Genomic DNA, 26,008 nt, shown 5'->3' on the forward strand with positions numbered 1-26,008 from the left:
TTTGAAGGTGAATAAAATGATCTCTAAAAAATTATTAAGAATATACGTTATTACTGACAATTATTTTTTATATCACGGCATCAGGGAACTTATTGAAGATTCAAAAGTTTTTGAATCTTATACATATAACGTTGAGCAAACAACAAAGCTTCCAACACTTATTTTTTATCATAAGTATCATACTCAAGATATTATTATTACAGATAACTTTTTACATTGTTATGCAGTTTCAAAATACAGACCAGAAAAAACTTTGATTTTACCATGTAATTACGACTTGGATAAATACATTGAGTGTTTTAATGATTTAACAGACCAAAATGACTTTCATGATATGCTTCATTTTAAAAAACTATCATCAAAAGAGGCTCTTTTGTTCACTTTGTTTTCTGAAGGAACAACAGATGACAACATTGCAATTATTCTTAACATAACAAAAAAGACAATAAGCACACATCGGCGTAATATTTTGCAAAAATTAAATTTAAAAAATAGACATGAACTTTATATGTATGCTCTGGCAACAAAGGAAGGGGTTTATGAGCATGTATAATATAATATCTATTGTATCGATAATGGTATTGATTCCATTCTCAATCTATTGTCTTTATGCTAATTATCGCATAAACGAAAAGAAGAGTATTACATCAGAAACAACACCATTATGGAGAAAGATTTTTCTGCCGCCTAAGTGATTAATATTTTAGCGGTAGGTTTTTAATGTTTAAAAGTTTTCCTCTGTGAATTTTAATATACCCCCCATCATTGAGGTCTTTTAGAACTTTATTTAAGGAGCTACGAGATATTGTACTTCTAGATAAAATGAATTTGAAAACTGAAATTTGAGATCTTTCATTTTCTGGTAATTCCCATATAGCTTCTAAGTTGTTTTTTATAATATCGTAGGCATTTTTTGATGAAAATCTTTGATCCCTTTTGAAAAAGTTTGAAGCGATTTCACAAGTCATTAAGAAAAAATGTTTCCACAAATCATTACTATCAGCCAGGTAGTTCAGTTCTATAGTTGGAATTGCTGTAAAGGTTGCATCCGTTGAAGCTCTGAAATAATGATAATCATTCTTTTCGAACATAAAAAATAACCCTAAAATATGAGGTGCATATACAGTGAAAATTAAAATATCGTCTGTTTTCCTATAAATATCTACTCTACCTTCGGTGAGAAAGTAAACATGTGGTTTATTATTGAGTGTGCTGTGTATCTGCTGTCCATTTGACGCATAAATGCGTATAAATTTGTTAGAAGCTTCAACAATCTCTAAGATATGGTCAAACATGATTTAATGCCTCTGCTATTATTTTCATTCTTAAAGTTTGATGTTAGGCAATCATATGATCTTTTTAGGGGATGGCAAGTTTAAATTTAAATATGTTCTTGTGTAATTATACATATTTTATCTATTAGTTAAATTACCAGCAGGCAGTTCTGGGTTCGTCAAAAAATATCAATCTATCATTCTCAATAGTCGTTTGGATGTGTATTTTGTGTTAGTTGATTGTTTGGTAGGGTGCTAATAATATATATTATAACTATTTATAATATATAGCGTGCATACTAATGTTTTCCATGCTTGAGTATTGCTAAAAACACTTCTGCAATTCTATTTTTTTGCGATATTTTTACTAATCTACTCATTCTTTTTTGAATTATATTGGTTTTGAATTTAATGTTAGAAAGAGGATTGAATATGTTATTTCTACTTTCATGTATTGTCTTATTGATACTGATAGTTGCTGTTGTTTACGTTATGCTATTGAATAAAAATAGCATGGATATAACGCAATTCATAGATTTACTATATAAAGATGATGAAGAGAAATAAATATTTAAAAGAGGTTGGATAGGTGTTAACTAAAACTCAAAAAAATATCATTTGGATGATTACAGAAAAATCAATAGGCGTAATTGGTCTTTTCTTTATAAACGCTTTAGTAGCTAAATACTTGGGGCCTGTAGTAATTGGGCAAATAGCAATCGCAACTGCGATTTTTCAAATTATCCAAGTTGCCGCGGTTTTTGGTAGCGATAGTATTTTCTATAAAAGAATAACCACAAATTTACTGGGCGGCATTCAATTAATGTTGCCTGTATTCATATTGAGGAGTGCGGTATTTATATTTTTTGCATGTGCTTGCATCATGATTTTAAATGTGCAAATGGATTTAACAGGTATGGTGTTAGTGCTGTCAATATGTTTGGCATATTACTTTTACACAATTGATACATATACCAGCCTTAATGAGTCATTACTGAACTCTAGAATGAATGCTCTTGCAAACGTAACCGGACTTATTTTCGGTTTAGTAGTCAGAGCATTAATGGTTAAATATAAAGCTCCGGTTATCTTTTTTGGATTGCCTCTTATAATTATAAGCGCCACCCCTTACTTTTTGAAGTTATTTATATTCCGGAGGGAGTATAAAAGTAAAGTGTCAATAAAATACAAAGTATTAAGAAAAAGATTTTTTCACCTGAGTTATGCGGGTAGTATTCTCGTTATTCCTTCTGTTATTGCATCAATCTATCCGAGGTTGAATTTACTTGTAATATCATGTTTGTATGGTGATCATGATGTCGGCATATATTCAGTTTCTCAAACTCTTGCTACTAGTTGGAATTTCATTTTGCTATCATTGCTAACCTCTTGTTTACCAGCAATATTTCGAGAGAAAAGTAAATCAAAAATAATAAATCTTGGTGCAAGACTGCATTTGAATATCATTTTACTGTCAATTCCAGTAATATTGCTGATGACGTTTTTGATAAACTATATAATTTTCTACATATATGGGGGTGAGTATAATGAATCTATAGCGCCTTGCATTTTATTATGTTTTGCAACATTATTATCTACACTTGGAATGGCTTCATCAAAAATAATTGTTAAGTTTTCTGGATATAGATTTTTGCTATATAAAACTATATTTGTTTTGGTTTTTAGTTTGGTGCTTTCTTATTTGTTTTCTCTAAGGTTCGGGTTAATTGGTGCTGCCTTAGCGGTTATCATCACTGAAATTTTTTCTCTAACAATTTTTAACTACTTGTTCATGCAAGGTTTTATATTGTCAGTGCATATCGAAATAATAAAGGTTATTTGCGGGTGCGTTCAAAAGTTATTTAAAATAAAAGCGCTCGATAAAGATTAGCAAAGAGAAATCTTTATCTGAATAGGTTAAGATAAAAGTTTACGTCTAAAATTCATTCTTAATAAAAGATATTAATTGTTATGTTTAATTAAATTGGTAAGGCGTTTTGCAGTCCGGTGGGGGTTTAAAAATTAATATAAAGGAGTGTATACTCCTTTATATAAATATTTTAATCCAATCTTTACCCCGATCATCATGATATCGAGCCGTTTGATTCGGTGACTTATGACCTAGCAACTTCTGAGTATCTATCCCTTGAATCTCATATAGTCTTTCCGCTAACGAGCGTTGTTCATGGAAAGTAGCTGGCGTGCCATTCCCCCAATTTATGTCTGATTTATCACGAGCCTTACTGAAGTTCATTGTTATTGTGTTCGACTTTACCTGAGCACCTCGTTCTGCCATTGAGGTTGCCCGAAAGAAGTGGATTAGGTATGGACTCACTGCATAGTCACGGCAACGTGCAACTACATCCCTCAAACTCCAGTCAATCGCGTTAAGCCTTAGGGATAGAGGGATCGCTAGCTTGCTCCCTGTTTTCTCCTGAACGACATGCAGATGGTCATCCCAAATATCGCTAAACTTCATGTTGGAGATATCCCCAAGGCGTTGACCAGTAACGAGTGCCAATAGCATTGCATTACCCATGTATTGATGGCGGGCATCAGCTATCTCGAAAATCTTTTGCCATTCGTCAAGGTTAAGACGCTGTCGGGTAATCCGTCGGCGTGGTTGTTTTGTAGCAAGAGCCGGGTTATAACCCGGCGGTACCTCGCCATAATGCTGTGCTTCCTTGAAAACATCGATCAAAACAGAGCGGATTACCTGGGCCATCCTCGGTTGACCCTCTGCAACATAGGACTCCAGTATCTGGGCAACATCCCGAACATCGACGGATGAAATCAATTTCATTCCCACGCTCTCACGAAGTAGGGCTACTGGTTTAGCCTTTTGTTTATGAGTGTTCGGCTTGATATCACCATTCTCCAGTCTTTCATCCTGAATTTTCCAATAACGATCTAACCACGTATTTGTTGTTATCGCCTTTTCTTTGCTGGTGGCGATCTTGTCACTGAGAGCCAAAACCTGCCTAGTGCGCTGTTCAGCTAGTCGCTCATTAGCTTCGATTGCTATTGCTGTTGCTTCAGCCTCGTTAGTTCCGAGGCTGTGAAATTTACCAGTAATAGGATGCTTATAACGCCAGTAGATTTTATTTACCTTACGACTGTAGAGCGGATAAAGATTAGGTATCTTAACGTTGTTTTTACGTGGTCGGGCAGCCATCAGACAGTATCCTTTGAAGCATAGGAGAATCAGATTTTTTAATAACGGGCTGGGTTAAATTACCTGTAATCTCGGCATCTTCTCTTACCCGCCAGTATCTTCCTTCTTTGGTGGCCGGGGGAGTGAACATGCTCTCTTTAGCGTATCGGCGTAAAGTATTCAGACTTGGGGGATTACTCCGGTATTTTTCCGCAGCCCATTCTTCTAAAGTCAGCATTTGAAGCATATGATTTACCTCATAATGGCCCATATCAGAGCCATTTTCTGAAATTAAAAAATCAGTGTTCAGTCAGACGCTGCCAGATTGCAGACACGTATTTGATCTGATGATGAGCATCCGAAATAGCCTTGTGAGGTTCTCCCTCAAATGGGATCTCATAGCGAGGCTTGCAGCCAACGGCTTTACCCAACTCGACAATTGTTCTTACATCCCGGTTATTCCAGAACTTCCATGGGCAGGGGATCCCCGTCCGGTCGTAAGATGCCTCAAGCAGGACATTGTCATAAGTGGCACCATTACCCCAGACCTGAACAGAATCAGGGCCGTTAACCGCATTCTCGCCTATAAACTCATTTAGCTGCAGTAATGCATCATCGAGCGGAATAGCATCATCCATCACTAACTCTGAACGAGCTTCAGGTGAAGCTTTGAGCCAGAATATTATCGTAGATGCATCCGGAACCCCGCCGCTGGCCATTGAAGATTCCAGGCTAATCACTTTGTAAAATTCCGATCCGGTATTACCTGTAGATGGATCAAAGAACACAGCTCCGATAGATACGACTGGCGAATCAGCCTTTTTACCAAACGCTTCAATGTCGACCATAAGGTGTGTATAGAGCATTTCAGGCTCGGCATGATTATGATGACCGGAATCATTATTTATAGCAGCTGTGCTGTTATAAGTTTCAGTAGTGCTTGCGCCTGAGATAGTTTCTTCCGTGACTTCTGATAACGCAGCACAGTTCGGGGTTTCATCATTACCAGTTTCTTCCATCTGCACATTATCGACGTACTCCGCTGCGGTATCTTGTTGGTCGATTTCAGCGTTGCTAGTGGCCAACCCTTCAATAGAAAAAAGACCATTACCAACTTTTTCGAGAACCGGCTGCGTGTCGCCGTCGACCTGAGTCCACTCATTCTGGCCGCCAGTTTCAACAGCAGAGTCATTAGTTACCTCGTTTGTCCAGCTCACCTCAGGGTTATGGCGCGCAGCCGCAAGAGTTTCGTCTGATGGAGCAGAATGTTCGCTTTCAGTCAGGTTCGCGTTAATGAATCCGCTGAGACGTGCCGGATACAGGTAATGCTCTGGGTGAGCGCTGCGGATAAGTGCAAAAATAGCTGCACGCGAGTAATCCAAAACTCCCGGAGTTGCACGAAGAGCTTTAGACCATTCTTTGAATGGACATTCTTTTTTACTCACGATCTCTTTTGCCCGACGGAAAACACCACCAGGGATATCATAAATGTTGAAATCCATTGGTAACGTGGCCAGCGCAATCTCTAAATCGAGAGTGTCTAGATCATGTTTAAGGTCAGGGTTTCTGTCGGTCTTGTTGCCTCCGCCAGCATTCGTACCGCTTTCAGTACGCTGTATTTCTGCAACGCGACTGCCTTTGGCCCATTCTTTTACCAGCAGGCCGCGGTCAATGTAATCAGTCGCCGCCCAGATTCTGGTGAATCGGAGAACCAAAGCGAGTTCGTGACGCTTTTCCTGGCTAAACACTTTGCGAATGGCGTCGGTATAGCGCCAAAGGTCTTTAGCATCGTAACCCTTAACCTGTTCGCAGTTTTCTGCCGCCAGCAGCAGGTTCTGGACATAGCTATTGTCAGTGTCCATCTCCAGCGCGCTGATACCTTCGTATTCTTCGCGGGTTAAGTGGTGGCGCAGTTCGTCGGAGGTGAACTGGGCGAGTACCTGCTTGCGGAAGGGCATGCGTACGACTGGATAACGTGTGGTTTCGTCATCATTCTCGTCAATCTGGATACCGTTATCAGGTTCAAGACCCTGATCTGCTATAACACCGGTGTCGCTGGTGCTTTCAGATTTCACATGGGTAAATTTGCTGCTACGCCAGGCTTCGACTAATTGGTTGCGATCGTTGGCATCTGCTTTAGCCCAGTCAGCCATGAATGCAGCGATATTTTCAGTTTCGTGAACTTCATCTGGCGCGAATACCTGCTTAATCGCCTGAACGAGTTTCCACTCAGCGTTCAGGCTGAGTTCGGTAAATTCAGGGATGTCGTTCTTCGCCAGCAGCAGTTTCTGAAGATAGGTGTTGCCTTCATCCAGTGACATTTCGCTGGCAGCCAGCTGCTGCTCTTTAGTGATATGTGACTGGTATTTGTCGCTGGTCAGGTGGACGGCATAACGAACCGCTGGAGTGCGGTTTTCAAGCGGGACAGTCTCGACGGTAGTTTCGACTTTAACGGTGGTTTCCGGTGCGGCAGAGTTGTCCACGGGTCCAGTCGACCCATCACCAGCCTTTGGCAGCCAGGTGCGTCCATCGTCCTGCAGTTCGTAGCGTTTGCACCAGGTGTAATCCACTGTGCTTTCTTCCGGCAGGTCGTTGTAAACAGGGAAATCGGTACGGACAGGCTTGCTATAATCCTTGCCCCGGCCGGTTTCAATGCCAGCATCTTCCAGCTCTACATCCAGCTGCAAATTGGCTCGCGCTTCTGATTTAGCCGTGAACCAGATAACGGCATCTTCTTTGCCGGATTTCTGTGTTGCCTTGATTAAATGAAAGAATTCCATATCGGGCCCTTAATTTTGGTTGTAAGATACCCGCAGCTAGTGATTGCCGCCTTGGGTAGTGGTCATTGGTCAAAACTCGATTCCGGAAAGCTTTGGTCGGCTGACCGGGTACTTAACCCGCCTTGCGCGGGTTTTGTGCTTTTAGGGGCTGGTAACAGCCATTGGTCATAACTCGATTAAAACTTGAAAGCAGGCTGTTGGTCTCCAGCCGGTTTATATGGGTAACACACTCCTTTAATGTGCTGCTCTTTGGCAGCTGCATCACAGCCAGATTCGGTTTTGTATACACCGAGCATGATGTCTGAGCATTCCCCGGTGAGGGCACAGACGGTAACGATCAGGGCAAAGAATGAGCTCATGCTTTTAGCTCAGGATTGCCTTTTTGGGCCAGTAAGTAGCAAAGCTTACGAACCAGAACTTCAAACAGATTTAAGCGAACGGTTTGGCAGCCAGCTTTTTTGCGTGCGAAATCGATCATGGTTAACTCCTATGTGCCTTTAACGCTTGGCTGGTGGACCGGTAAACCTGCTGCGCGATTGTCTTGCCATCTCACCTTTGTTTCGTATGCTGCCGGCAGCTACTTCCTGGGCATCCTGCCTGTTCGCTCTGTTTACCCTTATCGCCGGGTAGGCGGAACGTTTACTGATTACTGCTGTTAAGTTTTGATAACGCTGATTGTTATTTAAACCTAACAAGCAGTCAAGTGTAAATTTAGTAAAACCTAACAGAAGAGGTGCGGAAAACGCAAAAAGGCCGCTATTGGAGCGGCCTATGAGGGTGAAAATTATTTGATGTCGAGGTTTTTGAGGATCTGCAGGATTTCTTCTTTGCTTTTGGTTTTTATGAGGTCATTGAACGTTTCATCATAGTCCTTGACCTTATCCCGCAAATTGATGATGTGTTGTTCTTTCTCTGCATTAGGAAGCTTGTCGAAGAGCTCTAGAAGCTGATGCTGCTGTGGGGATAACAATCTGTAGGATTCGGCTGGTGGTGGTTCATACCCCTCATCACCCTTAATAATCCAGCCCGGCTCTACCTTCAGTGCTGCAGCAAGTTTGAATAGGTTATCGCCTCTCGGTGAGGTTTCATCACGTTCCCACTGAGAGATTGTGACATGGGCAACCCCAGCCTGTTTACCTAGGCTGCGCTGGGTATATTTCAAGGCAGAGCGTCGCTCTTTTATACGCTGACCGATCGTTTTCATAGTTCGGAAATCCTAACGCGCATTGACTCTTGTTTCCTTAACATATAAAGTTAGGAAAACTTACCAAGGAGAACCCAATGAAAACCGAAGATGTAATAAAACACTTTGGGAAAAAAGCCAATGTGGCGAGAGCTCTCAACATCGCTCGATCCTCTGTCAGTGAATGGGGGGAGTTGGTCCCTGAACGACGAGCCGCGCGACTGGAAAAGATAACGGGTGGTGCATTGAAGTACGACTCAGTTTTGTATGAGTACAAAGATAACCCAAAAGATTCAAAGGAGTCTGACTGATGGAAATCAAAAAACTAGCATGTGAGCTGGAGTCCTGGGCGCAGGAAAAGGGCTGGAAGACGGTCACGCAGCTGATAACCCCGCATCATTTCGGTGATTTGCTGCTGTCTCTCAATGACGTAACTGACCCTGACGAGTATGCGCGCCGGCTGCACAACAACAAGCAAATTATTCAGCGCGCGTTCAGAAACGATACACCTAATTATCTCAAGCAGGCAGAGGCGCTGAGTTATGCGGTGCGCGCCGCGATTGATACCCAACTGGAGCTGAAGGATTGCATGTTCTACCGAGCCGCCAAAGTGAACAAAGAATGCATCGAAGCCACCAACGCGGTATTCACCGGCAAACCGCAACCGGTTATCAGGCGAGAAACTTTGGAAGCGATCGATGCGCTGGCGCAGCTGGTTGGCGTCAAAGTGAAGCTGATTTCGACTTGTTCGAACATAGCCTAGTTCAGTTGTATTGAGGTGTTCTATGAGCATGGAACTGATGGTTCAGGCGATGAAGGTCAAGGTAGGAAATCCGCTGCGCAAGCTGGTTCTCCTTAAGCTGGCCGATAACGCCAGCGACCAGGGCGAGTGCTGGCCGAGCTATCAGCATATAGCTGATCAGTGCGAGATCAGCCGTCGTTCCGTCATGAATCATGTTGCCGCGCTTTGTGAGTCTGGCCTGATGCGAAAAGAGACCAGATCAGGCCCGAAAGGTAACGGCAGTAATTTTTACCGACTAACCCTGAACGGTGCAAATACCAGTTCGAGGGTAGTGCAGGAAATTCACCAGGGTGGTGAAGCAAATTCACTAGGGGGTGGTGCAGGAGATTCACCAGATGGTGAATCAAATTCACCAGGGGGTAGTGAAAGAGATTCACCCAGAATCAGTCACTCTTCTGAACCAGTCAAAGAACCAGAAAATCCTTCTTGTCCGGACGCTCCGCCGTCGGACGGAAAGATGTCAAAAAACGAATTTTTAAAGCGCCACCCTGAAGCAGTGGTATGCAGTCCCGCGAAACGCCAGTGGGGAAGCCAGGAAGATTTGACCTGTGCGCAATGGATTTGGAAGCGTGTGCTGAAACTTTACGAAGAGGCAGCAACCTTTGACGGCGAGATTGTTCGTCCGAAAGAGCCGAACTGGACGGTCTGGGCGAATGACGTTCGACTGATGCGCTCACTTGATGGGCACACTCACAAGCAGATTTGCGAGATGTTCAGGCGTGTTCAGAGCGATCCGTTCTGGGTTCGCCAGGTTAAATGCCCGGCGAAACTCCGCGAAAAATGGGATGACCTGATACTTCGCCTGGCGTCAGCGGGAGCGGGGCATTACCAGGCTGGTGGACGGGATATAAATCAGATCTCCCGTCCAGATAACACCGTTCCGCCAGGATTCAGGGGGTAAGCATGCAAAACGCAGGTTCGATTCTCGATCGCCTTCGCCGTGTGATTCCGGCAGGCATTGAACCCAAATTCAAAAGTGCAGCTGAGTTGATGGCCTGGCAGCGTGAAGAAGGGCAAAAGCGCGCAGCGGAAATCGACAAGCTCAACCAGCAGGTACGGGCAGAGAAAATTTTTGGGCGATCCGGAATCCAGAACCTGCACCGCAGCTGCAGCTTCGCGAATTACATGGTGGAGGGCGATGGCCAGCGCCATGCGCTGAGTATGGCAAAGAGCTATGCGCAAAATTTTGGTACCGGATTCGCCAGTTTCGTTTTCACAGGAAAGCCAGGTACCGGGAAAAATCACCTCTCAGCGGCCATTGGAAATTATCTGCTGAAACAGGGCCGAACGGTTCTGATTGTTACGGTGCCGGACCTGACTCTGCGCGCCAGGGCCTGCTACGACGAAGGGCTGTCTGAAGCCGCGTTGCTGGATGACCTCTGCAAAGTGGATCTGCTGGTGCTCGACGAAGTCGGCATTCAGCGCGATAGCCGCGGCGAGAAAGTTTTATTGAACCAGATTATCGATCGCCGCCTGGCCGCAATGCGCCCGGTTGGCGTTCTGACCAACCTGAATTACGACGCGCTGGTAGAGACCCTGGGGGCAAGGGTTATCGATCGCCTGCGCATGGATAACGGCATTTGGGTGAACTTTGACTGGGAGAGCTATCGCGGAAACGTTAGCCACCTGAGACCTGTTAAGTGAATTTTGAGGAGAAAATTATGGAAACCGTACTGGATGCACTGAAAGCCATGAAAAAAGCAACATATCGCGAGGTTGCTGCCCGTCTGGAAATCGAGCCCGTTGAAGCGCTGAACATGCTGCGCGAGCAGAAAGAGCAGGGACTGTGTGATTTTGCTGACGGCGGCTGGTTCCTCGGTACCGCGACAGAGCAGAAGCCGAAGCGTATCAGACCCAAGCAGCAGTCGCCGCTGGTTGAGAGGGTGCTGTCAGCAATGCAGGGCCAGGGGGCAATGACCGCCAATCAGGTCGCAGAAAAACTGGGTAAAGTTTCGCGAGCCCTGAATGCTTCGCTGGGTGCAATGTGCAAGGACGGTCTGGTCCTGCGCCATGTTGACGGTAAAAACATCACCTGGAGTCTTGCGGGTGAACCGGTCACTAAGCCAGAACCGCAGGAACCAGCGCCAGAGGGTTGCGACCAAGCAGCTGCGCCAGCCAGCAAATCCACTGCTGAAATTATTCAGGATATCCCAGCTTTCGCCAGCCGCCCTGATGACCTGATTATTCCGTCATCGCGCTATATCTCGACCGAAATCCGCCGCACGAAAACGAAGCTAGCAAACCTGCAGCGTCTGCAGGGCGCCGTTCGCGAGCTGCGCCGCCACAAACATCTGCTGCAGGGGATGGGAAATGACTGATTTGCCGAAATGCCCTGTATGCGGCATGTCTCCTGCACTGAGGGTCCGCAGTCGCGGGATGAACTGGGGGTCTGCAGAGGTCCGCTGTTCGAACGGTTGTCCTGGTGTCCGCGCGGGATTTTCGTTCCCGCCTGATGGAGAGGCAGCGGCCCGGCAGTTGCTTAAAGAAAAATGGAAAGAGTTAGCGGGGGCAAAGTTAGCAATGTGGAGGGGCTAGTGACGTCTCTGCAGGAGGTGAAACAGTGTATCTGATGGAGCTGTTATCAGGGGCTATATGGCTGGTGGTTTTAATCCTACTGGTGGTGCTGGCTATGAGAAGAATTGATTATTGATTAAGCACTTACCCGCTCCGGCGGGTTTTTTGCGCCCAAAATCTTGACCCTCGTTTTTTTGGTGTTACTGTATAAATATACAGTTAATTATCAGGGGGTGGTTATCATGGGTTTTCCATCACCAGCAGCAGACTACGCAGAACAGACGCTCACTATCACCAGCCTTTGCGGCTATGACGGCAACTGCCGCACCATCGAAACATCGGCCGGGTACGCGATCATAAACGTCGCCAGAAAGCCGGAAAAAGGCGACACAGTCCTGATTTCGTTCTGCGGAAGTCTGGACTTCGCAAAAGTCCAGGGGAAGGCACTGATCACTCAGGATGGAGAGGCGATTGAGGGTGATGTGCTGGATGATGCAACCGTAATGGGAGTCGTAACGCACCTCTTAAATCGTGTGACCGATATTGATAATCGACCTGTTATTTAAAAGTCCGGATCTGATTCCTGTGTCTAGAAAACAGATCGGTTAGACAGGTCAATTACGGTTAATTGATCTTTCTAACCTATTAGACATCTGGTTAGCGAAAACCTTAATGAAATCTGTTCACAGGGAGAAAAGGACAACCCCCGCAAGGGGAAATCCATTTTTTAGGGATGTGCCCATGAAATTGAACGAATTTGCTGCCGGTCTCACCAAAGACGGAATGCTAGTTTTATGCCTTACTGATGGTGAAATAACAGACTACCTGGTGACCAGAAAGGCATTGCGCACACTGATTCGCCGGGAAGGAGGCGGCATTTCAGCCCAGGTTCTGGACGATGAAGATCGGATTATCAACTTGAACTCCCTGCCAGAAGCACTCAAGGTTCTCAAGCTGTAAGTGTTCATTTATAATAATCAAACGGGCTGAACACCCACTGATTACTGCGCCGACCTGAGGAATCAAAATGGCGCAGAGCATTACCCTAAACAACACTCACCGCCCATCTATGTGCGGTGTTTCTGCTTATGCTGGTGGTCCAGCATGAAGAAAGCAGATAGCCTCCATCTTTCGCGTGTGGCCGCGTTGGGCTGCATCGTGTGCAGAAATCAGAACCTGGGCGAAACGCCTGCGGAAATCCACCACATCCGAACCGGGCAGGGCGCAAGCCAGCGCGCTGACCATCGAAAATCAATTCCTCTGTGCCATATGCACCATCGCAACGGCGGTTATGGTGTAGCCATTCATGCTGGCCGTAAGCAATGGGAGAGAAACTTCGGTACCGAGTTGCAGCTGCTGGAGCAGGTCCAGTTAGAACTGGGAGTGTTCTATGCCTAAATACCTCATCACTCCTGTCGGAAAACCACGCATGACCCGCGCTGATAAGTGGAAGCAGCGCCCGCCGGTGATGCGCTATCGCATGTTTTGCGATGAAGCCCGCCTGCATGGAATTCGGGTGCCGGAGAACGGCGCACATATCACATTCGTTTTGCCGATGCCGACGAGCTGGACCAAGAAAAAACGCGCAGCTATGGACGGACAACCCCATCAGCAAAAGCCCGACCTGGACAACTTAACAAAATCTCTGTTGGACGCCTTGTTTGAGGATGATTCCCACATTTGGGACGCCCGGACATCAAAAGTATGGGGCGAAACCGGAATGATAATTATCGAAAACATTGGAGAGAAAAATGCGTGACATGTATGAGGTAATGGATCGCTGGGGTGCCTGGGCTGCAGCTGATAGCAGTGGAGTCGACTGGCAGCCTATCGCTGCTGGTTTTAAAGGGTTGCTACCGCATGGTAAAAAGTCACGCCTGCAATGTGATGATGATGAAGGGATCATGATTGATGGTTGTATCGCACGTCTGAAGAAATATAAACCTGAAGAGTACGAGTTGGTTATTGCCCATTTTGTAATGGGGATCTCATTACGAGCAATTGCTAAAAAGAGAAGATGTGCAGATGGGACTGTAAGAAAGGAAATGGAAACTGCGCTTGGATTTGTTGCTGGAGTGTTAGCAATATTGAGCAATTAAACCAATGGAGGGAATCCCTCCATTGGTTAGTTGTCATAACGCGCAACACCTTCATGAAATCTACAGAAATGAATAGATAACTTGAAAAGCAGAATGTAAAAACCAACCTGGCTTAAAGTTAGGATTTTATCCTGTTTCTCTAGGGATGTACGTAATTGTTCGGTGGGGATTTGGTGAACATCATCAAGAAAAATAATGCTCTCCGGAATATGGTCACATTCAGGTAAATAAACGATATTTGTGACTAATTGTTTTTTAATGGCATCCAACTTCGCTACAATAGTATCTTCCGGAATTTTTGCGCCTCGAAGTTTTTCTACCATGGCGGCTAAATTAACTAGGGGCGCAAAAACTGCACGCATAGGAAAGTCACGTTTGTTTTGAGTGTCTATGTCACAACTATTACTTAAAATAATACCTTTTATCTGTCGAGAACCCTGGGGGCCATATATGGTTAATCCTTGAAAAACATCACCTTGCAATGCTGCTGTTTTTAAATCGACAGGATAGTTGGATAAATAGTAGTTAGTGTTATCAGGGAAATCTTCTAATGCTTTAACAAGCCCTTCTTTTTGTGGTTGAGTAAGGTAGTATGGTATTTGATCTTTAAATTTCTCAACATCAAGAAAAACATTAGTGCTCATGGATTAGTCCAGATAAATATCCCATAAAGAATCGGCGATCACCGATTCAATTTCACTTCCCAATATAATTTGGCTGGAAGACATGGCACCGTAGAATTTAGAAACGGCAGACGCGAATCTGGCATCATTAAAGCCACTTTCATCGCTCTTATACATAGCAAGAGTTGGTGTTGTAGATGGCATCAGATTCTTATAACCAGGCAAGTTTTGTGAACCAGATATTGAAGTGCGCTGAATGGGGCCAGAAAGCAAATCCTCTTTAGCATCAATTGCAGAAGATGCAATGTATAACCCACACATTAGGCAACCTAAAAACTGAGCGTGAGTTTTATAACTAGTCGTATTCCTGTAGAGATTAGACATAATTTACTCCTAGTATACTGGTTCTAATTCTTCTAATGTACTTTCTCTGATGCAACTGAAAAAAGTAATTTTATTGCATTCATGCAGTTTATCTAGAGCACTCTGTCGATCGTTATTAAACGAAGTGATTTCAGACTCGTCTGTAATTCTCTTGACAGTATCAATATCTAATATCAAACCGTTACGATTATATGTTTCATTACCAGACAAAACTAATGCGTGACTTACTACTTGAATAATATTGTCAAAGGTTTGGTCAGGTTTATCTAATCGTAACGTGATTGGGTAAGAGGACATAGACTCTCCTGCCATCACAACATCAATATTTAGTTTAGGGAATAAATTATCACTATCTTTAGATTCAAAGAAATCAACATATTTGACAGAGTATCTACTAATGTTGTTATTAAGATTCAGTTTATCAAGCTCAACTAAAACCTTTAATATCATGCTCTTAAAATGCGTCCAGCCCTTGTAAGTACCAGAAGTTGATATAACTATGCCATGATCGCTAAGGCCAATGTAATAGTCTTCAACCTCTAACCGTGAAATTATTGCATAATGCAACTGTTCATCGTCTTCCCTAACATTTTTCGGAATTTGGCTAGGCGGCAAGCTCATCACTGGCTTCTTGCAACCTAATGCATGAAAAAGAAACCCCGGAACAATTTCAGAAACTTGGGTCTCTTTAGAGTAACGTAACTCGAAAGCAGCCTCGATCACTGGTTGCTTCTTCAACGAAGTCGGAATGCGCATTTAGTATCCACTGGTTAAAATTTGAGCTATAGGTTTTCTTTGGACATAGCTACCGCACGAGCCTTGCAGTAAGACTCAGAGAAGGGATTAGCGAGTAAGTCTTTGTTCGCTACTTTATGATGCGGATAAGTATAAGGTTAACTCATTGCCCCTTCCAACTTAATTTGCTCACGCGTACGCATTTCTTGTTGTATCGTGTTAAGAGTGCTCTTTATGCCACAGTCTTAAATCTCTTTCTAAACCCCGTCATTACGGGGTTTTGTCATTTCTAAAGGTTGCCTACGAACTGCCTTTCACCTTTGTTACTAAACAGCCCCCCGTCATCACGGAGGTGGAGACCATGAAAATGAATGATTCAGGGAACATCTTCACGCAGTTCTTTGCGTGGGTAGCAGCTCTGGCTTCTGCCATTGGATTTACCACTCAGGATCTGGTGTTCATGTTCTTTGGCGCTGCTGGTTTGCTTATCTCGCTTGCCTCCTACATCAACGGGCGTGTAGATGCACACCGTAGGCGTAAAGAGGATGAGAAGCGAACAAAAATGGTCAATGACTACCTGAAAGGCGTTGGTGACAAACCCCTTCACGAACGTCCCGCAGCTGCAAGCGTGGTCGTTGAGGCATTACAAAAGGAAGGTGACTGATGGGGACCAAAGCAAAACTGAGTGCTGCTGTTCTGGGGCTGGTACTCGCTGGTGCGCCAGCATCCGTTATTCTCGATCAGTTTCTGAATGAGAAGGAGGGTAACAGCCTCACGGCGTACAAAGATGGCAGTGGTATCTGGACTATTTGCCGTGGCGCCACGATGGTTGATGGTAAAGCGGTTGTGCAGGGCATGAAATTGACACAGGCCAAATGCAATCAGGTGAACGCCATCGAACGCAATAAGGCTCTGGCGTGGGTAAACCGCAATATTACGGTACCGCTTACCGAACCGCAGAAGGCCGGGATCGCATCTTTCTGCCCGTACAACATCGGGCCGGGTAAGTGCTTCCCTTCCACGTTCTACAAGCGCATCAATGCCGGTGATCGCCACGGGGCATGCGAGGCGATTCGCTGGTGGATTAAGGACGGTGGGCGTGATTGCCGCCTGACAAAAGGGCAGAAGAATGGCTGCTATGGGCAGGTCGAGCGGCGTGATCAGGAAAGTGCGCTGGCGTGCTGGGGGCTGGACCAATGAAAATTAATCCGGGTCTTATCGGCGTTGTCGTTATTGCTGGCCTTTCTGTCGCTCTAGTTAAGAGTTGCTCTGACGCCAGTAGCCTTCAGAGCGATAACGACGTTCTGCGAAGTGACAACTCTATTCAGGGGCAGGTGATCGCCACCCAGGCATTCAACTTCAATCGATTCAATCAGGTTGCTGAACATGCCAATAGGCTTAATTCCCTGATCGACACCAGCACCGAAGAAACCGTAATCGAATACCGGGAGATTCTCCGCCGTGAAAAAACCTGTGATCTGCCTGTTCCTGCTGACATTGCTGGTGGGCTGCTCGAATACGCGTACCGTTTACGTGCCAGCGCAATGCACCCCGATACCGGCGGAACTGACCCAACCGATGATCGTGCCATTACCGCCAGCGGATTGACGTATTGCAAGGCAGTTCTTTGGATCCAGCCGCTACTGGCAGAGATAGAAAAGGGTAATAACCAGCTGGAGGGAATCAGAAGTGTTGAGGGTATACGGCATGACAGTGTTGAAAACTATTAGTGATATCAGGGATGTTCAATAATTATTTTGCTTCCTGACGAATAATTGCTGATTTATGATATGGCTTCTTAACTAGGAGGTCATATGCAGGAAACTACAAGTTGGGTGCCTTCAATTACTAATTTAACAAGTGTACTTGTTGCTCTTATCAGCATCGGGCTAGGTTTTGTATTGAATTCAATTGCTAGTCAAAGACAACGAAAAAATGACGAGCGTAGACAAAACAAAATGGTTCTGATTCAGAAAGGTGAGGAATTGCACCAATTGATATCTGAATGGGCAAAGTTCGTAAATAGCCATAACCTACTTCGAATGAGTGTGGCTGAAGGTAAAATTACGCACGAGCAAATGAATGATATTTTAGATACTAAAAATATAGGTAGAGTGCATGATCGACTAGATACGATTTTGCGAATTTATTTCCCAAGTCTATCGGTGTATTTGGAATTAATAAGTAAAGAACTTGAAAAGGTCAATACATTCTTTAATCAAGGCGGTTATCAGTGGGGAATTGTTCCCCCTGAAATAAAAAATAGCGCCATGCAAGCCGCAAAAAAGCTGGAAGAGCTTCAGTCAGATTTGCAAGATAAAATAATCGCCCTCATTAACTAAACAACATGGTTTGATAATCATTATCATTTCAATGGGTCCTCCCGACGTGGGGGCCTGCCACGGGGCGGCGCGCTCGCGGGAAACGGCTAGTTTTTCGGATCCAGGGTCATCATCATCATATGCGCAGGTCTTTGATTTAATTAGAGGCCATTTTCTCAAGATGTCGAATCGTTCAAAAAGTGTTCACCATCATGGACCAGGAAATTGCCACTTTAAAACTCAATATCAACCAGCTGGCAGGGATAACCGGCGTACACCGTCAGACGGTTGCCGCGAGACTGAAAAATGTTGAACCTGCTCCAGGCAGCAACAGCAAGTTAAAGCTCTATCTGGTGACCGACATTCTGACCGAACTGATGATCCCTACCGTTTCGGCCAACATCGATGATATGCCCCCCTCTGACAGGCTGTCCCACTGGAAAGCAGAGAACGAGAGGCTGAAGTTCGAACAGGATACGGGGCAGTTAATACCCGCAGATGAAGTGGCGCGAGAATTCTCATTGATGGCGAAAGCTGTCGTCATGGTACTTGAAACCCTCCCGGATGTGCTCGAGCGCGACTGTGCTTTAACGCCTGCTGCGGTAGTTCGTGTGCAAAGCGTTATCGATGATCTGCGCGACCAGATGGCGGAGAGGGTGCAGGACGCTGAAAAAGAGGAGGAAGAGCCTGAGGAGGACTGATGGCAAAGCGGGCATCCGCCAGGGACATCCGCCGTGATGTTTCCGGTATTTTACGAGCCCCGCGTCGTATGCCGGTGGCCGATGCGGTCAGTACTTATATGCGCGTGCCGATGGGGGCGGGAAACTCAGTTCCGTGGGATCCGGATCTGGCACCCTATGTGATTGAGCCGATGAACTGCCTGGCATCGCGTGAATACGATGCGGTGGTGTTTGTGGGCCCGGCACGAACGGGTAAAACCATCGGGCTGATTGACGGCTGGATTGTTTATAACATTGTCTGCGATCCGGCAGATATGCTTGTGATTCAGGTATCTGAGGAAAAAGCGCGCGAGCATTCCAAAAAACGCCTCGACCGCACTTTTCGCTGTAGCCCTGAAGTTAAAACCCGGCTAAGCCCAAGACGTAACGATAACAACGTCTACGACCGTACATTCCGCGCCGGTAACTATCTGAAGCTGGGCTGGCCATCCGTCAATATCATGTCGTCCTCGGACTATAAGAGTGTGGCGCTGACGGATTATGACCGCTTTCCGGAAGATATCGACGGGGAGGGGGATGCTTTTTCACTGGCATCAAAACGTAACACGACATTCATGTCCTCCGGGATGACGCTGGTTGAGAGCTCGCCCGGGAGAGATATCAGAGACACAAAATGGCGGCGCTCCACGCCCCATGAAGCCCCTCCGACCACCGGAATTTTATCGCTCTATAACCGTGGTGACCGCCGTCGTCTTTACTGGCCATGCCCGCATTGCGGCGAATATTTCCAGCCGGAAATGGACAATATGACCGGATACCGCGACAGCAGCGATCCTGTGCTTGCCAGCGAAGCGGCGTTTCTTCAATGCCCTGCCTGCAAAGGGAGGATCACGCCGGACATGAAGCGTGCGCTGAACATGAAATGTGTCTGGCTCCGGGACGGACAAACCATCGACAGTAAAGGCCTGGTTAGCGGTGACGGCCGTCGTTCCCGTATTGCCTCCTTCTGGATGGAAGGTCCGGCAGCTGCTTACCAGACCTGGTCGCAGCTTATTTATAAGTTCCTGACCGCCGAACAGGAATATGAATCCACGCGCAGCGAAGAAACCCTGAAGACGGTGATCAACACCGATTTCGGCAGGCCCTATTTGCCGCGGGCCAGCATGGAGCAGCGTAAAAGTGAATTGCTTGAACAGCGTGCCGAAGAAGTCCCAAAACGCTCGGTACCGGACGGCGTGCAGTTTCTCACTGCGACCGTGGACGTGCAGGCCGGGCGCAACCGGCGCTTTGTTGTGCAGATTACGGGTTATGGAAGTATGGGTGAGCGCTGGATAGTTGACCGTTACAACATCCGGCATTCGCTGCGCTGCGACGGCAACGGGGAAAGCTTACAGGTGGATCCGGCGAGCTACCCGGAGGACTGGGATCTTTTACTCACCGACGTCTTTGATAAAACGTGGCCACTCGCAGCTGACCCGTCAAAGGGCATGCGGCTGATGTCGATGGCCGTGGACTCAGGGGGGGAAGATGGCGTGACGGATAATGCCTACAAATTCTGGCGCAGATGTCGTCGTGAAGGGCTGGGTAAGCGTATCTATCTCTTCAAGGGGGACAGCGTCAGGCGCAGCAAACTTATCCAGCGAACGTTTCCCGACAACACGGGCAGATCAACGCGCCGCGCACAGGCGACGGGTGATGTGCCTCTTTATCTTCTCCAGACCGATGCCCTTAAAGACCGGGTGAACAATGCGCTGTGGCGTGATTCACCCGGCCCTGGCTATGTGCATTTCCCCGCCTGGCTGGGCAGCTGGTTCTATGACGAACTGACGTATGAGGAACGCTCGAATGAAGGGAAATGGAGTAAGCCCGGCCGGGGCGCAAACGAAGCATTTGACCTGCTCGTTTATGCCGACGCGCTCGCCATCCTTAGTGGTTACGAAAAAATCAAATGGCCGTCAGCTCCTGAGTGGGCACGGCGGGAAACGTGGATCGAGGACACGCAGACGGAAACTGGCGAAATGCCATCCCCGCCGCCTGCGCCGAAATCTAAATCAAAACCAAAACGTGAGAAGCCCGTAACCGAGCAGGCTAATCCGTGGTCTTCGTCAGGAGGTTGGGTGTGAATCCAGCAGATATTCAAAACATGATCGACCGCTACGCTGCAGCCGAGCTGTCTGTTCTGGAGGGGAAATCAATCACTTTCAACGGACAGCAGATGACGCTCGAAAACCTGTCGGAAATCAGAAAAGGCCGTCAGGAATGGGAGCGACGACTGGCAACGCTCAATAACAAACGCCGCGGGCGACCCGGCTACAGGCTGGCGAGGTTTGGATGAGTTTTTTAGATGATGCGATTGGCCTGTTTTCACCAGGCTGGAAAGCCTCACGCCTGCGTGCCCGCGCAGTTATTAAGGCGTATGAGGCGGTAAAGCAAACGCGTACCCACAAAGCCCAGAAGGAAAATCGTTCAGCCGATCAGCTCAGCCAGATGGGGGCGGTTTCACTGAGGCAGCAGGCGCGCTGGCTGGACAACAACCACGATCTGGTGATTGGCGTTTTCGACAAGCTGGAAGAAAGGGTGGTGGGTGCGAAGGGCATCATAGTTGAACCGCATCCGATGCTGACTAACGGGAAGATAGCTAAAAAGCTGGCCACTGATATCCGCAGAAAGTGGGGTGAATGGTCCGTAAGACCCGATGTTACAACCCAGTTTACCCGCCCCATGCTGGAGCGGCTGATGCTGCGAACGTGGCTCCGGGACGGTGAGGTATTTGCTCAGCTGGTTCGCGGTACCGGAAATGGTCTTCAGCCGGTTGCTGGCGTGCCGTTCTGGCTGGAAGCGCTGGAGCCGGACTTCGTGCCGATGAACAGCGATGCCGCCACCCAGCTCAATCAGGGCGTTTTTGTCGATAACTGGGGGCGCCCGAAAAAATATCAGGTCTATAAAAGCCTGCCAGTATCCGGGCGTCAGTTCGATACCAAAGAGATTGATGCAGAAAACATGCTTCATCTCAAATTCACACGACGCCTGCACCAGACCCGCGGAACGTCTCTTTTGTCAGGTGTTCTGATGCGTCTGAGCGCGCTGAAAGAGTACGAGGACTCGGAGCTTACCGCTGCCAGAATTGCTGCCGCACTCGGCATGTATATCAAAAAAGGCGACGGACAGAGCTTCGAGTCTGATTCCAGCAGCGATGACCGCGAGCTGATGATTCAGCCCGGTATGCTCTATGACGAGCTGCAGGCCGGGGAAGAAATCGGGATGATTAAATCCGATCGCCCGAACCCTAACCTCGAGTCGTTTCGTAACGGACAGCTGCGTGCCGTGTCCGCCGGCAGTCGCCTCAGCTTTTCCAGCACATCCAGAAACTACAACGGAACGTACAGTGCCCAGCGGCAGGAGCTTGTCGAGTCAACCGACGGATATCTGATTCTTCAGGACTGGTTCATCGGTTCAGTGACCCGGCCCATGTACCGGGCCTGGCTGAAGATGGCTATTGCTGCCGGAGAAATCAAGCTGCCGAGAGGCATCGATATGGACTCGCTTTATAACGCGGTTTATTCGGGGCCCGTTATGCCGTGGATTGATCCCGTTAAAGAAGCGAATGCCTGGAAAACGCAGATCCGCGGCGGTGCTGCTACTGAATCCGACTGGATACGTGCCAGCGGTCGCAACCCGGATGATGTTAAGTCACGCCGTAAAGCGGAGGTTGACGAGAACCGTGAACAGGGCCTGGTGTTTGACACCGACCCCGCCAATGATAAAGGAGGCACCAGTGCCGAAGCCAAAGAACCGGGCGCGCCACCGTCCGAAAGCCAGCGCAAAAAGTAATTCGTGGTTCCGCATGCAGGCCAGCAATAACAGCGAGGCCGACATTTTTATCTATGACGAAATCGGGTACTGGGGCGTAACGGCGAAACAGTTCGTCAATGATCTCCGGGCACTTGGGGACGTCACCCACATCAACCTTTATATCAACTCGCCCGGTGGTGATGTCTTCGACGGTATTGCTATTTATAACGCGCTGAAGCACCACGGCGCGGCGATTACCGTGCATATCGACGGTCTCGCGGCCTCCATGGCCTCGGTGATTGCGATGGTAGGCAATCCGGTCATCATGCCTGAAAACACGATGATGATGATCCATAAGCCCTGGGGGTTTGCTGGTGGCGATGCGAGCGATATGCGCGACTATGCGGATCTTCTCGACAAGGTTGAATCCGTTCTTATCCCGGCTTATGCGCAGAAAACCGGAAAATCCACCGAAGAAATTGCGGCAATGCTGGAGGACGAAACCTGGATGAACGGCAGCGAGTGCCTTGAACTGGGTTTTGCCGACCAGGTGACACCATCCCTTCAGGCTATGGCCTGTATTCATTCAAAACGTATTGAGGAATTTGAAAAAATGCCAAAAAGCATTCGCAACATGATCACCCCGCCGCGCAACACTACCCAGCGTGACCCGGTTATTACCCAGCCTCAGGCACCGCAGGCAAAAACAGACCCGGCGCCGGATGAAAATGTGATCCGCGCGCAGGTGTTAGCTGAGCAGAAAGCTCGTGTTAACGCTATCGGCGATCTCTTTGCCATGTTCGGCAATAAGCACATGGAACTGCAGAATCAGTGTGTGGCCGACCCTGATTGTTCCGTCGATAAGGCGAAAGATTTGCTGCTGGCAGAACTCGGTAAAACGGCCACGCCGTCCAATAAAACCACCCAGCCGCATATTCATGCGGGCAATGGTAACTTCGTCGCGGATGGTATTCGCCAGGCACTGATGGCGCGTGCCGGGTTCGAAGGTCAGGAGCGGGATAACGTTTATAACGGTATGACGCTGCGCGAGTATGCGCGTATGGCCCTGACTGAAAAAGGTATCGGCGTGGCCAGCTACAACCCGATGCAGATGGTTGGCCTGGCGCTGACCCACAGCACTTCTGACTTTGGCAACATTCTGCTTGATGTTGCGAACAAAGCGCTGATTCAGGGCTGGGACGAGGCGCAGGAAACCTTCGAACAGTGGACCAAAAAAGGCCAGCTGTCGGACTTCAAAACGGCGCATCGTGTCGGCATGGGTGGTTTCCCTTCTCTGCGACAGGTTCGCGAAGGGGCCGAGTACAAGTACATCACTACCAGTGACAAAGGCGAAACCATCGCGCTTGCCACGTATGGTGAAATCTTCTCAGTAACCCGCCAGGCGATCATCAACGACGATCTGAACCAGCTTACCGACGTACCGATGAAGATGGGGCGCGCGGCGAAAGCAACGATTGGCGATCTGGTTTACGCCATTCTGACCAAAAACCCGAAACTCTCAGACGGAAAGGCGCTGTTCCATGCCGATCACAAGAACCTGAGCTCGGGCGCAATTTCTGTGGCCAGCCTGGACGAATCGCGCAAGCTGATGCGTCTGCAGAAGGAGGGGGAGCGAACCCTGAATATCCGTCCGGCCTACATGCTGGTGCCCGTCGCCCTGGAAACTCTGGCAAATCAGACCATCAAGTCGGCCAGTGTTAAAGGTGCAGACATCAATGCCGGGATCGTTAACCCTATCCAGAACTTTGCAGAAGTCATTGCCGAACCACGCCTGGATGAAGCTGATGCGAAAGCCTGGTATCTGGCTGCCGCGAAGGGCACCGACACCATCGAGGTCGCTTATCTCAACGGCGTCGACACGCCATACATCGATCAGCAGGAAGGCTTTACCACTGATGGTATCGCCACGAAAGTGCGTATTGATGCAGGTGTGGCGCCGCTGGACTATCGCGGCATGACCAAATCCTCTGGTCAGTAAAAAACAGTCCTGACAAACAGACGCCCGTAAGGGCTTTTTTTATACCTGAAACCAGCCCCGCAAGGGGCTGAATGGAGAAGTTATGGCTAAGAACTATGCGCAGGACGGGAAAACGATCCCTCTGGTAAACGGCGGTGCAACCGATGTTCACAGCGGCGACCCGGTTGTTGTTGGAAAACTTATCGCGGTGGCAATTACCGATATCCCAGCTGGCGATACCGGGGACGGTTTTACCGAGGGTGTTTTCCTTCTGCCAAAAGTATCCGCAGATGCGGTTACTGCCGGGGCGCAGGTGTATCTGAAGGACGGCAAAATCACGATCGAAGAAACGGACGCCGTTGCCGCGGGCATCGCCTGGGAAGATGCAGGGGCAAACACCACCGTTGTTGAAGTTAAGATCAATGCCTAACCCCTTTGACCGGATGGCGGCGCGCATGGACGCGGCCACCATAAAAAAGATGGGAAAGACAGCGATCATCAATGGCAGCAGCTATGACGTTGTTCCAGCCGATCAACTCGAGGAAATGGGACCATTGTCGGGAACAGGTACTTCGCTGGTGGTTTTCTCTGAGCTTTACCAGCCACGCCGAAACGACAGCGTCGACTACGACGGTAAGAACCTGACCGTTACCCGCTATGACATGTTCAACGGAAAACCCCGCATCCATCTCGAATGAGGAGGCGCTATGTCTGTGAAAGGACTGGAAAGGGCTATTCAGAACCTGAACAGCCTCAGCCGGTTAATCGTTCCTGAGGCAACCGCGAAAGCACTAAACCGGGTGGCCAGCAGAACGATAAGCCAGGGGAGCAAAGCTGTAGCGAAAGAAGCAACAGTTGATGATAACCGGAAAAAGGGGCTTCCGGTTCGTCTGGTCCGCCAGCGTTCCCGTCTGCGCAAGGCTCGTCACGATCGCCCGGTCGCGTCGATAAAAATCAACCGCGGTAATCTTCCGGCGATAAAGCTCGGCACGGCGCGCGTCCGGCTCTCGCGTAAAAAAGGGGCCAGAAACGGAGCGGGCAGCGTCCTTAAAATCGGGCCCTATACCTTTCGTAACGCTTTTATCCAACAGCTCTCGAACGGGCGCTGGCAGGTCATGCGGCGCGTAGGTCAGGCCCGTTATCCGATTGATGTGGTCAAAGTTCCTCTTGAGACACCGCTGACCGTTGCCTTCACCGCTATTTCAAAGCGCCTTATTGAAAGCGATATGCCCAAAGAACTTTCCGCAGCCCTGAAAAACCAACTGAGGATCCACCTGAAGCGATGAACAGACACAGCGCAATTCGTGCAGCCATTCTGGCAAGACTGAAAGCCGAGATCACCGACACGGTCACCTGGTTTGACGGGCGCCCTGTTTTTCTTGAAGAGCAGGATCTCCCTGCCGTGGCTGTATACCTTTCTGACGCGGAGTACACCGGCGATTCGCTTGACGAAGATTCGTGGCAGGCGGTTGTTCACATCGAGGTATTTCTTAAAGCCTCCAGCCCCGACAGCGCGCTTGATTCCTGGATGGAAGAGAAAGTGTATCCGGCAATGGCCTTCATCCCGGGTCTGACCGAACTGGTCGAGACGTTCACCCCGCAGGATTATGACTATCAGCGGGATGATGAAATGGCCACCTGGGGTTCAGTCGATTTCACGTACTTAATCACCTATTCAATTTAAGAGGT

Annotated in this window: 35 protein-coding genes; 25 read left to right on the forward strand and 10 right to left on the reverse strand. The window is 47.8% G+C overall.

Annotation, left to right across the window (positions count from 1 at the left end):
- Window positions 1-16: 16 nt before the first annotated feature.
- Window positions 17-553 (forward strand): helix-turn-helix transcriptional regulator, encoded by a 537-nt coding sequence (locus LA04_RS23610; RefSeq protein WP_040017163.1) that lies wholly within the window; start codon window positions 17-19, stop codon window positions 551-553.
- A 142-nt stretch (window positions 554-695) separates the two neighbouring features.
- Here the strand turns inward: LA04_RS23610 and LA04_RS23125 are convergent, their stop codons facing one another.
- Window positions 696-1,295 (reverse strand): helix-turn-helix domain-containing protein, encoded by a 600-nt coding sequence (locus tag LA04_RS23125; RefSeq protein WP_052119547.1) that lies wholly within the window; start codon window positions 1,293-1,295, stop codon window positions 696-698.
- Window positions 1,296-1,863: 568 nt separating this feature from the next.
- Between LA04_RS23125 and LA04_RS12805 the strand changes: the two genes are divergently transcribed.
- On the forward strand, window positions 1,864-3,165 hold the full coding sequence (locus LA04_RS12805) for a polysaccharide biosynthesis protein (protein WP_235211334.1): 1,302 nt from the start codon (window positions 1,864-1,866) through the stop codon (window positions 3,163-3,165).
- Window positions 3,166-3,321: 156 nt separating this feature from the next.
- Here LA04_RS12805 and LA04_RS12810 read toward each other — a convergent pair whose 3' ends face one another.
- From LA04_RS12810 to LA04_RS12830, 6 genes are all read right to left on the reverse strand, one after another.
- Window positions 3,322-4,449 carry a site-specific integrase gene (locus LA04_RS12810; protein WP_040017164.1) on the reverse strand — a complete coding sequence of 376 codons (1,128 nt, stop codon included), beginning with the start codon at window positions 4,447-4,449 and terminating at the stop codon, window positions 3,322-3,324.
- Window positions 4,430-4,675 (reverse strand): excisionase, encoded by a 246-nt coding sequence (locus LA04_RS23615; RefSeq protein ID WP_071785721.1) that lies wholly within the window; start codon window positions 4,673-4,675, stop codon window positions 4,430-4,432. Before LA04_RS23615 ends, LA04_RS12810 begins: the two co-directional genes overlap by 20 nt.
- Before the next feature lie 52 nt (window positions 4,676-4,727).
- Window positions 4,728-7,208, reverse strand: coding sequence for an exonuclease (locus LA04_RS12820; protein WP_081957700.1), 2,481 nt, complete (start codon window positions 7,206-7,208; stop codon window positions 4,728-4,730).
- A gap of 176 nt (window positions 7,209-7,384) precedes the next feature.
- Window positions 7,385-7,567: a DUF1482 family protein gene (locus LA04_RS12825; protein ID WP_042863370.1), complete on the reverse strand. Its 183-nt coding sequence runs from the start codon at window positions 7,565-7,567 to the stop codon at window positions 7,385-7,387.
- Window positions 7,564-7,686 carry a hypothetical protein gene (locus tag LA04_RS25110; protein WP_268747268.1) on the reverse strand — a complete coding sequence of 41 codons (123 nt, stop codon included), beginning with the start codon at window positions 7,684-7,686 and terminating at the stop codon, window positions 7,564-7,566. The genes LA04_RS12825 and LA04_RS25110 overlap by 4 nt, the downstream gene beginning before the upstream one ends.
- 306 nt (window positions 7,687-7,992) lie before the next feature.
- Window positions 7,993-8,412, reverse strand: a complete 420-nt coding sequence (locus LA04_RS12830) for a helix-turn-helix domain-containing protein (RefSeq protein ID WP_047651862.1) — start codon at window positions 8,410-8,412, stop codon at window positions 7,993-7,995.
- Between the two features lie 77 nt (window positions 8,413-8,489).
- Between LA04_RS12830 and LA04_RS12835 the strand changes: the two genes are divergently transcribed.
- The 10 genes from LA04_RS12835 to LA04_RS12880 all read left to right on the forward strand — a co-directional run bounded on the left by LA04_RS12835 (window position 8,490) and on the right by LA04_RS12880 (window position 13,806).
- On the forward strand, window positions 8,490-8,702 hold the full coding sequence (locus LA04_RS12835; RefSeq protein WP_047651863.1) for a Cro/CI family transcriptional regulator: 213 nt from the start codon (window positions 8,490-8,492) through the stop codon (window positions 8,700-8,702).
- On the forward strand, window positions 8,702-9,154 hold the full coding sequence (locus LA04_RS12840; protein ID WP_047651865.1) for a hypothetical protein: 453 nt from the start codon (window positions 8,702-8,704) through the stop codon (window positions 9,152-9,154). Before LA04_RS12835 ends, LA04_RS12840 begins: the two co-directional genes overlap by 1 nt.
- Before the next feature lie 22 nt (window positions 9,155-9,176).
- Window positions 9,177-10,094: a helix-turn-helix domain-containing protein gene (locus tag LA04_RS12845; RefSeq protein ID WP_047651867.1), complete on the forward strand. Its 918-nt coding sequence runs from the start codon at window positions 9,177-9,179 to the stop codon at window positions 10,092-10,094.
- A gap of 2 nt (window positions 10,095-10,096) precedes the next feature.
- Complete coding sequence (locus LA04_RS12850; RefSeq protein WP_047651869.1) at window positions 10,097-10,837, forward strand: ATP-binding protein; 741 nt, start codon at window positions 10,097-10,099, stop codon at window positions 10,835-10,837.
- A gap of 17 nt (window positions 10,838-10,854) precedes the next feature.
- Window positions 10,855-11,511, forward strand: a complete 657-nt coding sequence (locus LA04_RS12855) for a DUF1627 domain-containing protein (protein ID WP_047651870.1) — start codon at window positions 10,855-10,857, stop codon at window positions 11,509-11,511.
- Between the two features lie 438 nt (window positions 11,512-11,949).
- Window positions 11,950-12,273, forward strand: coding sequence for a hypothetical protein (locus LA04_RS12860; RefSeq protein WP_047651872.1), 324 nt, complete (start codon window positions 11,950-11,952; stop codon window positions 12,271-12,273).
- A gap of 175 nt (window positions 12,274-12,448) precedes the next feature.
- The gene (locus tag LA04_RS12865; protein ID WP_047651873.1) at window positions 12,449-12,667 is read left to right on the forward strand and encodes a hypothetical protein; all 219 of its coding nucleotides are present in this window, start codon (window positions 12,449-12,451) and stop codon (window positions 12,665-12,667) included.
- 144 nt (window positions 12,668-12,811) lie between these two features.
- A complete protein-coding gene (locus tag LA04_RS12870) occupies window positions 12,812-13,105 on the forward strand; it encodes a Ref family recombination enhancement nuclease (RefSeq protein ID WP_039261958.1) in 294 nt (97 codons plus the stop codon).
- Entirely contained in the window at window positions 13,098-13,466 is a 369-nt protein-coding gene (locus tag LA04_RS12875; protein ID WP_039261960.1) for a RusA family crossover junction endodeoxyribonuclease, read from the forward strand. Before LA04_RS12870 ends, LA04_RS12875 begins: the two co-directional genes overlap by 8 nt.
- Window positions 13,459-13,806, forward strand: a complete 348-nt coding sequence (locus LA04_RS12880) for an antiterminator Q family protein (protein ID WP_047651874.1) — start codon at window positions 13,459-13,461, stop codon at window positions 13,804-13,806. The genes LA04_RS12875 and LA04_RS12880 overlap by 8 nt, the downstream gene beginning before the upstream one ends.
- A 26-nt stretch (window positions 13,807-13,832) precedes the next feature.
- On the opposite strand, the gene LA04_RS12885 is transcribed toward LA04_RS12880, so the two are convergent.
- The 3 genes from LA04_RS12885 to LA04_RS12890 are packed head-to-tail and all read right to left on the reverse strand — an operon-like array spanning window position 13,833 to window position 15,569.
- Window positions 13,833-14,450, reverse strand: coding sequence for a hypothetical protein (locus tag LA04_RS12885; RefSeq protein WP_047651875.1), 618 nt, complete (start codon window positions 14,448-14,450; stop codon window positions 13,833-13,835).
- Window positions 14,451-14,453: 3 nt separating this feature from the next.
- Complete coding sequence (locus LA04_RS25010; RefSeq protein WP_235211335.1) at window positions 14,454-14,813, reverse strand: hypothetical protein; 360 nt, start codon at window positions 14,811-14,813, stop codon at window positions 14,454-14,456.
- Window positions 14,814-14,822: 9 nt separating this feature from the next.
- A complete protein-coding gene (locus LA04_RS12890) occupies window positions 14,823-15,569 on the reverse strand; it encodes a TIGR04255 family protein (protein WP_047651877.1) in 747 nt (248 codons plus the stop codon).
- A gap of 340 nt (window positions 15,570-15,909) precedes the next feature.
- On the opposite strand from LA04_RS12890, the gene LA04_RS12895 reads away from it, so the two are divergent.
- The 13 genes from LA04_RS12895 (at window position 15,910) to LA04_RS12955 (ending at window position 26,003) form a co-directional block, all read left to right on the forward strand.
- Window positions 15,910-16,212, forward strand: coding sequence for a hypothetical protein (locus tag LA04_RS12895; RefSeq protein WP_052119548.1), 303 nt, complete (start codon window positions 15,910-15,912; stop codon window positions 16,210-16,212).
- Window positions 16,212-16,748, forward strand: coding sequence for a lysozyme (locus LA04_RS12900; RefSeq protein WP_047651878.1), 537 nt, complete (start codon window positions 16,212-16,214; stop codon window positions 16,746-16,748). The genes LA04_RS12895 and LA04_RS12900 overlap by 1 nt, the downstream gene beginning before the upstream one ends.
- Window positions 16,745-17,278, forward strand: a complete 534-nt coding sequence (locus tag LA04_RS12905) for a hypothetical protein (protein WP_047651880.1) — start codon at window positions 16,745-16,747, stop codon at window positions 17,276-17,278. The genes LA04_RS12900 and LA04_RS12905 overlap by 4 nt, the downstream gene beginning before the upstream one ends.
- A gap of 84 nt (window positions 17,279-17,362) precedes the next feature.
- On the forward strand, window positions 17,363-17,890 hold the full coding sequence (locus LA04_RS12910; protein WP_047651881.1) for a hypothetical protein: 528 nt from the start codon (window positions 17,363-17,365) through the stop codon (window positions 17,888-17,890).
- A 191-nt stretch (window positions 17,891-18,081) separates the two neighbouring features.
- The gene (locus LA04_RS12915) at window positions 18,082-18,570 is read left to right on the forward strand and encodes a DUF1441 family protein (protein WP_020884621.1); all 489 of its coding nucleotides are present in this window, start codon (window positions 18,082-18,084) and stop codon (window positions 18,568-18,570) included.
- Entirely contained in the window at window positions 18,570-20,672 is a 2,103-nt protein-coding gene (locus LA04_RS12920; protein WP_047651883.1) for a phage terminase large subunit family protein, read from the forward strand. Before LA04_RS12915 ends, LA04_RS12920 begins: the two co-directional genes overlap by 1 nt.
- Window positions 20,669-20,884: a hypothetical protein gene (locus LA04_RS12925; RefSeq protein WP_001704123.1), complete on the forward strand. Its 216-nt coding sequence runs from the start codon at window positions 20,669-20,671 to the stop codon at window positions 20,882-20,884. The genes LA04_RS12920 and LA04_RS12925 overlap by 4 nt, the downstream gene beginning before the upstream one ends.
- Window positions 20,881-22,380, forward strand: a complete 1,500-nt coding sequence (locus LA04_RS12930) for a phage portal protein (protein ID WP_010429887.1) — start codon at window positions 20,881-20,883, stop codon at window positions 22,378-22,380. The genes LA04_RS12925 and LA04_RS12930 overlap by 4 nt, the downstream gene beginning before the upstream one ends.
- Complete coding sequence (locus tag LA04_RS12935) at window positions 22,307-24,340, forward strand: ClpP-like prohead protease/major capsid protein fusion protein (RefSeq protein WP_181875814.1); 2,034 nt, start codon at window positions 22,307-22,309, stop codon at window positions 24,338-24,340. The genes LA04_RS12930 and LA04_RS12935 overlap by 74 nt, the downstream gene beginning before the upstream one ends.
- 82 nt (window positions 24,341-24,422) lie before the next feature.
- Window positions 24,423-24,749 (forward strand): DUF2190 family protein, encoded by a 327-nt coding sequence (locus LA04_RS12940; RefSeq protein WP_010429891.1) that lies wholly within the window; start codon window positions 24,423-24,425, stop codon window positions 24,747-24,749.
- A gap of 25 nt (window positions 24,750-24,774) precedes the next feature.
- Entirely contained in the window at window positions 24,775-25,017 is a 243-nt protein-coding gene (locus tag LA04_RS12945) for a DNA breaking-rejoining protein (RefSeq protein WP_029485040.1), read from the forward strand.
- 9 nt (window positions 25,018-25,026) lie between these two features.
- Window positions 25,027-25,605, forward strand: coding sequence for a phage tail protein (locus LA04_RS12950; protein ID WP_032623278.1), 579 nt, complete (start codon window positions 25,027-25,029; stop codon window positions 25,603-25,605).
- Window positions 25,602-26,003, forward strand: coding sequence for a phage minor tail U family protein (locus LA04_RS12955; RefSeq protein ID WP_047651886.1), 402 nt, complete (start codon window positions 25,602-25,604; stop codon window positions 26,001-26,003). The genes LA04_RS12950 and LA04_RS12955 overlap by 4 nt, the downstream gene beginning before the upstream one ends.
- The last annotated feature ends 5 nt before the right edge of the window (window positions 26,004-26,008 follow it).

The organism is Enterobacter sp. UCD-UG_FMILLET, from assembly GCF_000762975.1.
Taxonomy (GTDB): Bacteria; Pseudomonadota; Gammaproteobacteria; order Enterobacterales; family Enterobacteriaceae; genus Enterobacter; species Enterobacter dykesii.